Source organism: Jilunia laotingensis (assembly GCF_014385165.1).
Classification (GTDB): Bacteria; Bacteroidota; Bacteroidia; order Bacteroidales; family Bacteroidaceae; genus Bacteroides; species Bacteroides laotingensis.
Map to the genome: position 1 here is coordinate 2,038,380 of NZ_JACRTF010000001.1, position 13,805 is coordinate 2,052,184.

Sequence of the window (13,805 nt, forward strand, 5' to 3'; positions counted from 1 at the left end):
TTTTATGGAATCCTTTGTGGTTTCACCCCTTTTACCTAACTTGCGAGGGTTATCGAGCTGTAAAAACTTACAGTTTGTAATATTAACTTTATTGTATTATGAAAATAACTCTCAGCAACACCTTGCCCCCTTATCCGCCTTTTGTAGAAGGCATTCGGCGGGCACCCGACCGTGGGTATACTCTTACTCCGGCGCAAACAGCTACGGCTTTGAAGAACGCTTTGCGTTACATCCCCACTGAATTGCATGAGCAACTGGCTCCCGAATTTATGGAAGAACTTCGTACTCGCGGACGAATTTATGGTTATCGTTTTCGTCCCGAAGGCGATCTTAAAGCAAAACCTATCGATGAATACCGGGGAAAGTGCATTGAAGGAAAAGCTTTTCAGGTGATGATCGACAATAATCTATGTTTTGACATTGCACTTTATCCTTACGAATTGGTTACCTATGGTGAGACAGGACAAGTTTGTCAAAACTGGATGCAGTATCGCCTCATTAAGCAATATCTTGAAGAACTTACACAAGATCAGACGCTTGTCATCGAATCTGGTCATCCGTTAGGCCTATTCCGGTCTCGTCCCGATGCTCCCCGTGTCATTATAACTAACGCTATGATGGTGGGGCAATTTGATAACCAGCACGATTGGCATGTAGCTATGCAGATGGGAGTTGCCAATTACGGCCAAATGACTGCGGGCGGTTGGATGTATATTGGACCACAGGGCATCGTACATGGCACGTTCAACACTCTACTCAATGCTGGAAGAATGAAGCTTGGTATTCCTCAGGATGGAGATTTGCGCGGACATCTTTTCGTATCTTCCGGTTTGGGAGGAATGAGTGGTGCCCAACCTAAAGCTGCCGAAATAGCCGGTGCCGCCTGTGTTATAGCGGAGGTGGATGCTTCCCGTATTGAAACTCGTTATAAGCAAGGATGGGTGGGACATGTTACCGATAATATCCGTGAAGCTTATCATATGGCTAAGAAAGCGATGGAACGTCGCGAACCTTGCTCCATTGCCTATCACGGTAATGTAGTCGACCTTTTGGAATACGCAGAAAAGGAAGATATTCATATAGAACTACTTTCAGATCAAACTTCCTGCCATGCCGTTTATGATGGCGGTTATTGTCCTGTTGGACTGACTTTTGAAGAACGTACCCGTTTATTGCATGAATCTCCGGAGGAGTTTCATCGTTTGGTAGACACATCTTTACGACGCCATTTTGAAGTGATCAAGAAACTAGTTGCACGCGGAACCTATTTCTTTGATTATGGTAACGCCTTTATGAAAGCCATTTATGATGCTGGTGTCCATGAGATTTCACGTAATGGTATTGATGAAAAAGATGGGTTTATATGGCCAAGCTATGTTGAAGATATTATGGGTCCCCAGCTTTTTGACTATGGCTATGGACCCTTCCGTTGGGTATGCCTGAGCGGTAAGCATGAAGATTTGATAAAAACCGATCATGCGGCTATGGAATGTATAGACGTAAATCGCCGTGCCCAAGATCTGGATAACTATAATTGGATACGCGATGCTGAGAAAAATCGCCTTGTGGTAGGTACTCAGGCCCGTATTCTCTATCAGGATGCTGTGGGTCGCATGACGATTGCTTTACGTTTCAATGAAATGGTGCGTCGAGGAGAAGTAGGGCCTATCATGTTAGGACGGGATCATCATGATGTAAGTGGAACTGATTCGCCTTTCCGTGAAACTTCTAATATCAAAGACGGTAGTAATGTGATGGCTGATATGGCCGTACAATGCTTTGCAGGTAATTGTGCGCGTGGTATGAGCCTCGTTGCTTTACACAACGGTGGTGGCGTAGGTATCGGTAAAGCTATCAATGGTGGTTTCGGCATGGTTTGCGATGGTAGTGAACGTGTGGATGAAATTCTCCGTTCTGCTATGCTTTGGGATGTAATGGGTGGTGTAGCCCGTCGTTCTTGGGCGCGTAATGAACATGCCATTGAGACCAGTGCGGCTTTCAATGAATCACATGGTGATAATTATCACATAACGATGCCTTATGTTGCAGATGAAAAACTTATTAACAAATATATTACCGAATAATTATGAGCTGGAATAAAATTATTGAGTGCGTCCCCAACTTTAGCGAAGGTCGCGACCTGAAAAAGATAGATAAAATCGTAGCCCCTTTCCGTGCGCGTGCGGGAGTGAAATTGTTAGATTATAGTAATGATGAAGATCACAACCGTTTGGTGGTAACACTTGTCGGCGAACCCGAAGCACTTCGGGATGCTGTAATTGAGGCTATCGGAGTGGCTGTCAAATTGATAGACCTAAACCACCATAAAGGACAACACCCCCGTATGGGAGCTGTAGACGTGGTACCTTTCATTCCGATTAAAAACACTACCATGGAAGAAGCGATTGCTCTTTCAAAAGAAGTGGCGGAGAAGGTTGCCACATTATACAATCTTCCCGTTTTTCTTTATGAAAAATCTGCTTCGGCTCCACATCGGGAAAATTTAGCTGTTGTTCGTAAAGGCGAGTTCGAAGGTATGGCAGAAAAGATCAAACTTCCCGAATGGGCACCTGACTTTGGACCCGCTGAACGTCATCCGACAGCTGGTACAGTAGCAATAGGGGCACGTATGCCGTTGGTTGCCTATAATATTAACCTCAATACACCTAGCTTGGAAATAGCTCATGACATTGCTAAGAAAATTCGTTTTATCGGAGGTGGACTCCGGTATTGCAAAGCAATGGGGGTAGAGTTGACTGATCGAGGCATCACGCAAGTTTCCATCAATATGACCGATTATACCAAAACTGCTCTATATCGTGCTTTTGAATTGGTACGTATCGAAGCCCGCAGGTATGGCGTAAGCATTGTGGGGAGTGAGATTATTGGATTAGTTCCGATGGAAGCATTGATAGATACTGCTTCCTATTATCTTGGCTTGGAAAATTTCTCAATGCAACAGGTGCTGGAAGCACGAATCATGGAATAAAAGATAATGGGAGAAAATCTGATTATATTTAATGCAAAGATTGTAACTCCACTTGGTTTCTCATCTAGGAAGGGTAAGGAGATGGCACAGTTGCACATCATAGAAAACGGTACGGTAGAAGTGACGGATGGTGTGATTACCTATGTCGGTGAAAACCGTGGTGAAGATTGTGACGGCTTTCATCACCATTTCTGGCATTACAATGCCCGCGGTAAATGCTTGTTGCCGGGTTTTGTTGATTCACATACTCATTTTGTATTCGGAGGAGAACGTGCTGAAGAGTTTTCTTGGCGCTTAAAAGGTGAAAGTTACATGTCCATCATGGAACGTGGCGGTGGCATAGCCAGTACAATGAACGCTACCCGGGAGTTGAATTTTATTAAGATGCGTTCGAAGGCAGAAGGCTTCTTGAAAAAGATGAGTGCTATGGGCGTTACTACCGTAGAGGGTAAAAGCGGCTACGGACTTGATCGCGATACGGAACTTCTGCAATTGAAAGTGATGCGCAGTCTGAACAATGATGAACACAAGCGGGTAGATGTCGTGTCTACTTTTTTGGGAGCGCACGCAATTCCTCCCGAATATGCCGGGCGTGGTGACGAATATGTTGATTTTATCATTAAAGAAATGCTTCCTGCCGTTCGTGAAAATGATCTTGCTGAATGTTGCGATGTATTTTGTGAACAAGGAGTTTTTTCTATCGAACAATCCCGCCGTCTATTGACTGCTGCTAAAGAACAAGGTTTCCTATTGAAACTACATGCCGATGAAATTGTCTCTTTGGGTGGTGCTGAACTGTCAGCCGAGCTGAAAGCTTTGTCTGCCGATCATTTGCTCCATGCTTCAGATGTCGGTATTCGAGCTATGGCTGATGCCGGAGTGGTTGCTACATTGCTTCCCTTGACGGCATTTGCACTAAAAGAACCTTACGCTCGCGGGCGTGAAATGATAGATGCCGGTTGCGCTGTGGCATTGGCCACCGATTTGAATCCCGGTAGCTGTTTTTCCGGTTCCATTCCACTGACTTTTGCATTGGCTTGCATCTATATGAAACTCAGCATCGAGGAAGCTATTACCGCATTGACCCTGAACGGTGCAGCCGCGCTTAACCGTGCAGACCGTATCGGGAGTATTGAAGTCGGCAAGCAAGGAGATTTTGTCATCCTTGACTCAAACGATTACAATATCTTACCTTATTATATAGGTATGAATTGTGTAAATACAACGGTGAAGAGAGGTACTCTCTATCCGGTGGCTTAATAATAAAAAACAAATAAATAAGATAGATTACTATGTTAGTAGAATTAACCGTTAAAGACTTCTTGGATAAAGTTGCCGGAAGTGATCCTGTTCCCGGTGGAGGTAGTATTGCTGCACTGAATGGCGCTATTGCATCAGCGTTGGCGGCTATGGTAGCCGGTTTGACCATTGGTAAAAAAGGATATGAAGAACACGAAGAGGCCATGCAACGCATCCAGTCTCTTGCTATCTGTCAGAAAGATGGATTTATAGCTGATGTTGATCGTGATTCGGAAGCTTACAATAAAGTATTCGGATGTTTCAAAATGCCGAAAGCTACCGATGAAGAAAAGGCTGCCCGTAGTGCTGCTATTCAGGAGGCAACCAGGTTTGCTGCTCTGGTTCCCATGCAGGTAGCTCGCAATGCTTATGAATTGATGACTATCATTGCTGAAGTGGCCGGTAAAGGGAATCGCAATGCGGTTACCGATGCTTGTGTTGCCATGATGGCTGCCCGTTCTGCTGTACTAGGCGCTTTGATGAATGTCCGTATCAATCTTGGTTCATTGAAAGACAAAGTATTTGTTGAACAACTTCAATCCGAGGCTGATGAGTTGGAACGTAATGCTTGTGCAAAGGAGAAAGAATTATTGGATGCTGTCAACAAAGATTTAAGAGTATGAAGAATGTATATTATGTAGGTTCCGGAGAACTTACTTTCGAAATCATCGAGCGCATTATCAATGAGAACCTGAAACTGGAACTTGCTCCCGAAGCTAAACTTCGCATTCAGCGTTGCCGTGATTACCTAGATCAGAAAACAGCTACCTCGGATGTTCCACTTTATGGCATTACCACCGGCTTCGGATCTCTGTGTAATAAGAATATCTCTACTGACGAGTTGGGAACTTTACAGGAAAATCTCATCAAGAGCCATGCTTGTAGTGTCGGTGAGGAAATTCGTCCGGTTGTCATTAAGTTGATGATGCTTTTCAAAGCACATGCATTATCTTTAGGGCATAGTGGAGTACAGGTCATTACCGTGCAACGTATTCTCGATTTCTTCAACAACGATGTGATGCCGATCGTTTACGATCGTGGTTCACTCGGTGCTTCAGGTGATTTGGCTCCATTAGCGAATCTTTTCTTGCCGCTTATCGGAGTTGGCGATGTTTATTACAAAGGAAAGAAACGCGAAGCTATCAGTGTACTTGATGAATTTGGCTGGGAACCGGTTAAGTTGCAAAGTAAAGAAGGACTTGCTTTACTGAATGGAACCCAATTCATGAGTGCCAACGGTGTGTTTGCCATTCTTAAAGCTTTCCGCCTTTCAAAGAGAGCCGATTTGATTGCTGCTCTTTCTCTTGAAGCTTTTGACGGACGTATCGAACCTTTCATGGACTGTATCCAGCAGATTCGTCCCCACAAAGGTCAGATCGAAACAGGTGAAGCTTTCCGCAATTTACTTGAAGGTAGTGAACTGATTGCTCGTCCTAAGACGCATGTGCAGGATCCATACTCTTTCCGTTGCATTCCACAAGTTCATGGAGCAACGAAAGATGCCATTCGTTATGTAGCTTCCGTATTGTTGACCGAGATTAACTCAGTAACTGACAATCCTACCATTTTCCCCGACGAAGACCGGATTATCTCTGGTGGAAACTTTCACGGTCAGCCACTTGCTATCTCTTATGATTTTCTTGCCATTGCTCTTGCCGAACTTGGAAACATCTCCGAACGTCGTGTAGCACAGCTTATCATGGGACTTCGTGGGCTACCTGAATTCCTGGTTGCCAATCCTGGTTTGAATTCCGGTTTTATGATACCGCAATATGCTGCCGCTTCTATGGTAAGTCAGAATAAAATGTATTGCTATGCTGCTTCCAGTGATTCAATTGTTTCTTCAAATGGTCAAGAAGATCATGTAAGTATGGGAGCGAATGCTGCTACCAAGCTTTATAAAATAATGGATAATCTTGAACACATTCTTGCAATTGAGTTAATGAATGCTGCGCAAGGAGTCGAATTCCGTCGGCCGGATAAAACTTCGCCAAGACTAGAACGTTTCCTTGCAGAGTATCGCAAAGAAGTACCGTTTGTAAAAGACGATATTGTGATGTATAAAGAGATACATAAAACGGTGGCCTTCCTAAATCGTACTCAGTTTGACTATTAATTAAGCCTATGTTTTTATATAAGTAAATATTACTTGAAATAACATGACAGAAGCGGATGTGTCCGGGTGATTCATCTGGATATATCCGCTTTTAAATGACTGCTGTCTTTTTACCGCCTTGTATGCAAAAGAGATTGCTGTGTTGCTCTAATCGATTGGTTGTCAGGTGTTAAATTGCCGATTGAAGTAATGGTTCTACTACCCGAAAGTGTTGATGTTTATATACCACCGAGGTACACCTTGGAGATCACCGATGAATAGGTCGTTGATCACCGATGAATGGGTCGTTAGTCACCGAGGAAGAGGGCCTTGATCACCGAGGTAAAGAGGCTATTTTGCATTTAGTCCTAAGAATTTCTTTTTTGTAGAGAAACATTACTTGTGACTAATAAAATGATAGGCATATATTCGGATGATTCATCGAAATAGATCCGCTGTTTATCGATTCTTACCCTTATGTCAGCGATAAAACTTTTCTTGTATATAATAGATTCCCTACTTTTGTCTCCATCCTTATTATTAACACTTGTTTTCAGAAGTATCTTCTAACCTATAATAATTATCAAATAGGCATGAAATATATGGAAACCAAATCAGTGTTCTGAGTTTTCTGCTTATCTTTGTTCCGTTTTTCTTCCGATAAAGGGAGAATGTTGAAGATCGAAAATCTAATTATTAAAGGAACGGATGATGAGTGACAGTGCAAAAGAAACCTCTAACAGAGCAGAATTGAGAGATAGAATTATAGTAAAAGCTACTGAGGCATTTACTTTGAATGGAATCAAAAGTATAACGATGGATGATATAGCTACTTCGTTGGGTATATCTAAACGTACACTTTATGAAGTGTTTGAGGACAAAGAAACATTGTTGAAAGAAGTTGTTTTGCGGAATGAAAGAGAGCAGAATGAGTTTTTGACAACTCTTATTTCTGAATCAAGTAATGTATTGGAAGTAATATTGATTTGCTTTCAGAAAAGCATAGAAGTATTTCATAATACTAACAAGCGCTTTTTTGAAGATTTGAAGAAATATCCTAAGGTTTACAATATGATGAAGAATAACCGTGAAAAAGACTCAGAAAGTACGATTGCTTTTTTCAAGACTGGGGTAGAACAGGGTATTTTTCGGGATGATGTGAATTTTGCAATTATAAACCTGTTGTTGCACGAACAGTTTGATTTATTACTGAATACGGATATTTGCAATGAATATCCTTTCATTGAGGTGTATGAATCCATCATGTTTACTTTTATTCGCGGCATTGCAACAGAAAAAGGAGCGCAGGTTTTAGAGAAATTCATACAGGAGTATAGAAAAAACAGGATAGAACGGACAGAGCATCACTCTTCCGGGGTTACAAACAACTAATGTATTCAAATAGAAGAAGATTGACTTATGAACAAAATGAAAAAACTAATGTGTAAGAAAACTCTTTTGGCGGTGGCAGTGCTTCTTGCAGGAGGCTTTGCACAAGCACAAGGGGCGAAAGACACTTTGACCTTGACTTTGGATAGGGCGCTTGAAATTGCTATGAGTGAGAATCCGACCATTAAGGTAGCCGATGAAGAGATCGCTTTAAAAAAGGTTGCTAACAAAGAGACCTGGCAAAACTTGTTACCTCAGGCCAGTATTTCGGGCTCTTTGGATCACACCATTAAAGCTGCTGAAATGAAATTGAATGACATGTCTTTTAAGATGGGACAGGATGGAACAAACACTGCTAATACCGGTTTATCTATTAGTTTGCCCCTGTTTGCCCCAGCGGTATATAAAGCTATGTCGATGACCAAAACTGATATTAAACTGGCTTTGGAAAAATCGCGTGCATCCCGGCAGGATTTGGTCAACCAAGTGACGAAAGCTTACTATCAGTTGCTGTTGACGCAGGATACATATGATGTGATGCAGAAAAGCTATCAACTTGCTGAAGATAATTTCAATGTGGTCAATGCGAAATACCAGCAGGGAACAGTTAGCGAGTTTGACAAGATCAGTGCGGAAGTGCAGATGCGAAGTGTAAAGCCAAGTGTCGTTTCTGCAGCTAATGCGGTAACGCTTTCAAAGCTTCAGTTGAAAGTACTTTTGGGGATTACGGCTGATATCGATATTAAGATTGATGATAACTTGGCTAAATATGAGACTTCTTTGTTTGCCGAAGAATTGAATTCCGGTAACGAGGATTTGACAAACAATACGACGATGAAGCAGTTCGATCTCAATCATAAGATGCTTTTACAGAACATTAAGTCATTGCGTACGAATTTTATTCCGACACTGTCGATGTCGTTCTCTTATCAGTATCAATCACTGTACAATCCCAATGTGAACATTTTTAATTATACTTGGAGCAACAGTTCTTCATTGATGTTCAATTTGAGTATCCCGTTGTATAAAGCGAGCAATTTCACAAAGATGAAGACAGCCCGTATACAGGTGAAACAGCTTGAATGGAACCGCATTGATACCGAACGGAAGCTGAATATGCAGATAGAGAGTTATCGCAATAACATGGCATCCAGTTCAGAGCAGGTGTTAAGTAATAAAGAAAATGTGTCACAGGCCGAGAAAGCAGTACAGATTGCCGGGAAACGTTATGAAGTAGGTAAGGGCACAGTACTCGAGCTGAATAGCTCTCAAGTTTCGTTAACTCAGGCAGAATTGACATACAATCAGTCTATTTATGACTATTTGGTAGCTAAGGCTGATCTTGATCAAGTGTTGGGAAAAGATATAGTAGTAAAATAAGGAAAAAATAAAATAATATAGAAAACGATATGAAGAAGAGTTTCCAATTAATAGCCTTGATTGCTATCGCATTACTGGGTTCATGTAGTGGAGGAAAAGAACAGAAAACTGCTGAGAAAGTAGAAGAAAAGCCGAGAGTAAAATTAGCGGCTGTATCAGCACGGCCCGTTGATCAGATTCAGGAATACACGGCAACTGTCGAAGCAGAAGTAAAGAATAATATTGCTCCGGCTTCTCCGGTGCGTATCGATCAGATATTTGTGGAAGTTGGTGACCGGGTTTCCAAAGGCCAGAAGTTGGTATTGATGGATGCAGCAAACTTGAAGCAAATGAAATTGCAGTTGGAAAATAAACGTCTTGAATTTAAGCGTGCAGATGAGCTTTATAAAGTGGGAGGAACATCCAAATCAGAATGGGACGCTTTGAAGATGGCGTTGGATGTGCAGGAAACTGCTTATAAGAATTTGATGGAAAATACTACACTTTTAAGTCCGGTTAACGGAGTAGTTACTGCCCGCAATTATGATAATGGTGATATGTACAGCGGAGGCAGTCCGGTATTAGTGGTTGAGCAGATCACTCCGGTGAAACTGTTGATCAACGTATCCGAGACTTATTTTACTAAAGTCAAGAAAGGGGCTCCTGTCAGTATAAAACTAGATGTATACGGTGACGAAGAATTTACTGGAAAGATAAGTCTGGTTTATCCGACCATTGACGCTGCAACGCGTACGTTCCCAGTTGAGATTAAGTTGGAAAACAGAGACCAGAGGGTTCGTCCGGGAATGTTTGCACGCGCAACATTGAATTTCGGAACGGCAGATCACGTGGTTGTCCCCGATCTGGCTATTGTAAAACAGGCAGGTTCCGGAGACCGTTATGTGTATGTGTACGATAATGGAAAAGTAACATATAATAAGGTAGAACTTGGTCGCCGTATGGGGGCTGAATATGAGCTGATATCGGGAGTTCCTGATAATTCTCAGGTGGTTATAGCTGGACAGGCACGCTTGATTAACGGAGCGGAAGTAGAAGTAGAAAAATAAAATATTATTGATTAGTGGAGAGTGCAAAGATAACAGAGTCATCATTTTTCACTCATCGCTCATCATTAAATAACTAATAACTAAATAACATGAGTTTATACGAAGGTGCGGTTAAGAAACCGATTATGACCTCCCTCTGTTTTTTGGCAGTGGTGATCTTTGGTCTCTTCTCTTTGTCGAAATTACCTATCGACTTGTATCCGGATATCGATACGAATACGATCATGGTAATGACCGCCTATCCCGGAGCCAGTGCTTCGGATATAGAAAATAATGTGACCCGACCGTTGGAGAATACGTTGAATGCTGTCAGCAACCTGAAACATATCACATCCCGGTCGTCAGAAAATATGTCCTTGATTACGTTGGAATTTGAATTCGGTAATGATATTGATGTCTTGACCAATGATGTCCGAGACAAGTTGGATATGGTAAGTTCGCAAATGCCGGATGATGCCGAAACCCCGATTATCTTCAAGTTCAGTACCGATATGATTCCTATTGTGCTGTTATCCGTACAGGCAAAAGAAAGTCAATCGGCATTGTATAAGATTCTGGACGATCGCGTTGTGAACCCGTTAGCCCGTATACCTGGGGTAGGAACAGTGTCTATCAGTGGTGCGCCACAACGGGAGATTCAGGTGTATTGCGACCCTAATAAACTGGAGGCATACAATCTGACAATAGAAACGATCAGCTCTATTATTGGCGCTGAGAACCGGAATATTCCCGGTGGAAATTTCGATATAGGTAATGAGACCTATTCTTTGCGTGTGGAAGGTGAATTTGATGATTCGCGTCAATTGGAAGATGTAGTCGTAGGTACTTATAACGGTGCGAGTGTATATTTGCGCGATGTAGCCCGTGTGATAGATACCGTGGAAGAACGCGCTCAGGAAACATATAACAATGGTATACAGGGCGCAATGATTGTTGTGCAGAAACAGTCCGGTGCCAATTCTGTAGAGATTTCACGGAAAGTTCAGGAAGCATTGCCTAAGTTGCAGAAGAATTTGCCAAGTGATGTCAAGATAGGTGTTATCGTCGATACATCCGACAATATATTGAATACGATCGACAGTTTGACGGAAACCGTTATGTATGCGCTGCTTTTCGTTGTGTTAGTAGTATTTTTATTCTTGGGGCGTTGGCGTGCCACATTGATTATTTGCATCACCATTCCCCTCTCGTTGATTGCTTCGTTTATTTATCTGGCTATTTCGGGAAATACGATTAATATTATCTCGCTTTCGTCATTGTCTATTGCGATCGGTATGGTAGTGGATGATGCTATTGTGGTGTTGGAGAATGTGACGACACATATCGAGCGAGGTTCCGATCCCAAACAAGCAGCTGTACACGGTACGAATGAAGTAGCTATTTCGGTTGTGGCATCTACGTTGACTATGATTGCTGTGTTCTTCCCGTTGACCATGGTGAGCGGTATGTCCGGAGTATTGTTTAAACAGTTGGGTTGGATGATGTGTGCCATCATGTTCATATCTACTTTATCTGCCTTGACATTGACACCGATGCTTTGTTCGCAGCTATTGCGCCTGCAAAAAAAGCAATCCAAATTGTTTAAGATATTCTTTACTCCGATTGAACGTTCATTGGATGCTTTGGATAACTGGTATGCGCGTATGTTGAACTGGGCCGTTCGTCACCGTTGGAGTGTGATTGTCGGTTGCATTGTCTTCTTCTTCCTCAGTTTGCTATGTGCGAAATATATTGGAACGGAATTCTTCCCGGCACAAGATAATGCCCGTATTGCTGTGCAATTGGAGTTGCCTATTGGATCGCGAAAAGAAGTGGCGCAGCAGATTTCACAGAAATTGGAAGAGTATTGGATGTCCAAATATAAAAGCATAATGAAGGTATGTAACTATACAGTGGGGCAGGCCGATTCGGATAATACCTGGGCATCAATGCAGGATAACGGCTCACATATCATATCGTTCAATATCAGTTTGGTCGATCCGGGTGATCGTGATATATCTTTGGAACAAGTCTGTGATGAAATGCGTGAAGACTTAAAGAAATATCCTGAATTCGCAAAAGCACAGGTAATACTCGGAGGTAGCAATACGGGTATGTCGGCTCAGGCAAGTGCGGACTTCGAAGTCTATGGCTATGATATGACAGAGACCGATAGTGTTGCTGCCAAATTAAAACGCGAATTGCTGAACGTCAAGGGTGTATCTGAAGTAAATATTAGCCGTAGCGACTATCAACCGGAATATCAAGTTGACTTTGACCGTGAGAAATTGGCTTTACATGGATTGAATTTGGCTACTGCCGCTACTTATCTGCGTAACCGAATAAATGGTGCCACGGCTTCAAAGTATCGTGAAGACGGTGACGAATATGATATAAAAGTGCGTTATGCACCTGAATATCGCACCAGCCTTGAAAGTATCGAAAATATTCTTGTTTATAATAACAAGGGGGAAGCTGTACGAATCAAAGATCTCGGTAAAGTGGTGGAACGTTTTGCACCTCCTACCATCGAACGTAAAGACCGTGAACGTATTGTGACGGTATCCGCTGTTATTTCTGGCGCTCCGTTGGGTGATGTGGTAAATGCTGGTAATGCTATTATCGACAAGATGGATATGCCTTCGGATATTACCGTACAGGTGGCAGGTTCCTACGAAGATCAACAGGATTCGTTTAGGGATTTGGGAACATTGGGTGTTTTGATTGTCATTCTGGTATTTATTGTAATGGCTGCCCAGTTCGAGTCATTGACTTATCCGTTTATTCTGATCCTTTCGGTGCTTTTTGCATTGAGTGGTATATTGATGGCTTTATTCATTACAAATACTACGCTAAGCGTAATGAGTTTGTTGGGAGGTATCATGTTGATCGGTATTGTTGTGAAAAATGGTATTGTACTCATCGACTATACTATTTTGTGTCGTGAACGAGGGCAATCTGTGCTGAATTCAGTGGTAACTGCCGGTAAGAGCCGTCTCCGTCCGGTATTGATGACAACTGCAACTACAATTTTGGGTATGATTCCGATGGCTGTCAGTACAGGACAGGGAGCCGAGATGTGGAGCCCTATGGCAATTGCTGTAATTGGAGGTTTAACAGTCTCTACTATCTTGACTTTGATTTATGTGCCCACTATGTACTGCATCTTTGGAGGGGTAGGTATACGCCGCCAACGTAAAAAGTTGAAAAAGCAACGTGAGTTGGATACATACTTCGATGCGCATAAAGATGAAATGATTAGGAAATAAATTAGTTTGTAGCTTGTAATTAATTAAATAAAATATGAAATCAGTATTAATAACTTTTGACCAGGCATATTATGAGCGTATTATAGCATTGCTTGACCGTCTGAACTGTCGTGGATTTACCTATTTGGACCGCGTGCAGGGGCGTGGTTCTAAAACAGGTGAACCTCATTTTGGCAGTCATGCATGGCCTAGTTTGTGTTCAGCTATCATTACAGTGGTTGATGATGATAAAGTAGACCCTCTATTGGATACACTTCATAAAATGGATTTGCAAACGGAACAATTAGGTTTGCGAGCTTTTGTGTGGAATATAGAGCGTACTATATAGGATATTTTTCTATCAATGAATGAAGGAGAGG

10 protein-coding genes are annotated in these 13,805 nt (G+C 42.2%); all 10 read left to right on the plus strand.

Features of this window, described 5'->3' with window-relative positions:
• Nucleotides 1–98: 98 nt before the first annotated feature.
• The 10 genes from hutU to H8744_RS07795 all read left to right on the plus strand — a co-directional run bounded on the left by hutU (nucleotide 99) and on the right by H8744_RS07795 (nucleotide 13,774).
• A complete protein-coding gene (gene hutU, locus H8744_RS07750; RefSeq protein WP_262434296.1) occupies nucleotides 99–2,084 on the plus strand; it encodes a urocanate hydratase in 1,986 nt (661 codons plus the stop codon).
• 2 nt (nucleotides 2,085–2,086) lie between these two features.
• The gene (gene ftcD / locus H8744_RS07755; protein WP_262434297.1) at nucleotides 2,087–2,989 is read left to right on the plus strand and encodes a glutamate formimidoyltransferase; all 903 of its coding nucleotides are present in this window, start codon (nucleotides 2,087–2,089) and stop codon (nucleotides 2,987–2,989) included.
• Between the two features lie 6 nt (nucleotides 2,990–2,995).
• Nucleotides 2,996–4,249 carry an imidazolonepropionase gene (gene hutI, locus H8744_RS07760; protein ID WP_262434298.1) on the plus strand — a complete coding sequence of 418 codons (1,254 nt, stop codon included), beginning with the start codon at nucleotides 2,996–2,998 and terminating at the stop codon, nucleotides 4,247–4,249.
• Nucleotides 4,250–4,281: 32 nt separating this feature from the next.
• A complete protein-coding gene (locus H8744_RS07765) occupies nucleotides 4,282–4,911 on the plus strand; it encodes a cyclodeaminase/cyclohydrolase family protein (RefSeq protein ID WP_262434299.1) in 630 nt (209 codons plus the stop codon).
• A complete protein-coding gene (gene hutH / locus H8744_RS07770) occupies nucleotides 4,908–6,404 on the plus strand; it encodes a histidine ammonia-lyase (RefSeq protein ID WP_262434300.1) in 1,497 nt (498 codons plus the stop codon). Before H8744_RS07765 ends, hutH begins: the two co-directional genes overlap by 4 nt.
• Nucleotides 6,405–7,091: 687 nt before the next feature.
• Nucleotides 7,092–7,775, plus strand: a complete 684-nt coding sequence (locus tag H8744_RS07775; RefSeq protein ID WP_262434301.1) for a TetR/AcrR family transcriptional regulator — start codon at nucleotides 7,092–7,094, stop codon at nucleotides 7,773–7,775.
• Nucleotides 7,776–7,802: 27 nt separating this feature from the next.
• The gene (locus H8744_RS07780; RefSeq protein WP_305067352.1) at nucleotides 7,803–9,152 is read left to right on the plus strand and encodes a TolC family protein; all 1,350 of its coding nucleotides are present in this window, start codon (nucleotides 7,803–7,805) and stop codon (nucleotides 9,150–9,152) included.
• Between the two features lie 29 nt (nucleotides 9,153–9,181).
• Complete coding sequence (locus H8744_RS07785; protein ID WP_262434303.1) at nucleotides 9,182–10,198, plus strand: efflux RND transporter periplasmic adaptor subunit; 1,017 nt, start codon at nucleotides 9,182–9,184, stop codon at nucleotides 10,196–10,198.
• A gap of 89 nt (nucleotides 10,199–10,287) precedes the next feature.
• Nucleotides 10,288–13,446 carry an efflux RND transporter permease subunit gene (locus tag H8744_RS07790; protein WP_262434304.1) on the plus strand — a complete coding sequence of 1,053 codons (3,159 nt, stop codon included), beginning with the start codon at nucleotides 10,288–10,290 and terminating at the stop codon, nucleotides 13,444–13,446.
• Between the two features lie 34 nt (nucleotides 13,447–13,480).
• Nucleotides 13,481–13,774 carry a PG0541 family transporter-associated protein gene (locus H8744_RS07795; RefSeq protein WP_262434305.1) on the plus strand — a complete coding sequence of 98 codons (294 nt, stop codon included), beginning with the start codon at nucleotides 13,481–13,483 and terminating at the stop codon, nucleotides 13,772–13,774.
• The last annotated feature ends 31 nt before the right edge of the window (nucleotides 13,775–13,805 follow it).

Coding starts and splice junctions, on each gene's coding strand:
- H8744_RS07795 (WP_262434305.1), top strand. CDS start 13,481: ATGAAATCAGTATTAATAACTTTTGACCAGGCATATTATGAGCGTATT.
- H8744_RS07765 (WP_262434299.1), top strand. CDS start 4,282: ATGTTAGTAGAATTAACCGTTAAAGACTTCTTGGATAAAGTTGCCGGA.
- H8744_RS07785 (WP_262434303.1), top strand. CDS start 9,182: ATGAAGAAGAGTTTCCAATTAATAGCCTTGATTGCTATCGCATTACTG.
- H8744_RS07780 (WP_305067352.1), top strand. CDS start 7,803: ATGAACAAAATGAAAAAACTAATGTGTAAGAAAACTCTTTTGGCGGTG.
- H8744_RS07775 (WP_262434301.1), top strand. CDS start 7,092: ATGATGAGTGACAGTGCAAAAGAAACCTCTAACAGAGCAGAATTGAGA.
- hutH (WP_262434300.1), top strand. CDS start 4,908: ATGAAGAATGTATATTATGTAGGTTCCGGAGAACTTACTTTCGAAATC.
- ftcD (WP_262434297.1), top strand. CDS start 2,087: ATGAGCTGGAATAAAATTATTGAGTGCGTCCCCAACTTTAGCGAAGGT.
- hutU (WP_262434296.1), top strand. CDS start 99: ATGAAAATAACTCTCAGCAACACCTTGCCCCCTTATCCGCCTTTTGTA.
- hutI (WP_262434298.1), top strand. CDS start 2,996: ATGGGAGAAAATCTGATTATATTTAATGCAAAGATTGTAACTCCACTT.
- H8744_RS07790 (WP_262434304.1), top strand. CDS start 10,288: ATGAGTTTATACGAAGGTGCGGTTAAGAAACCGATTATGACCTCCCTC.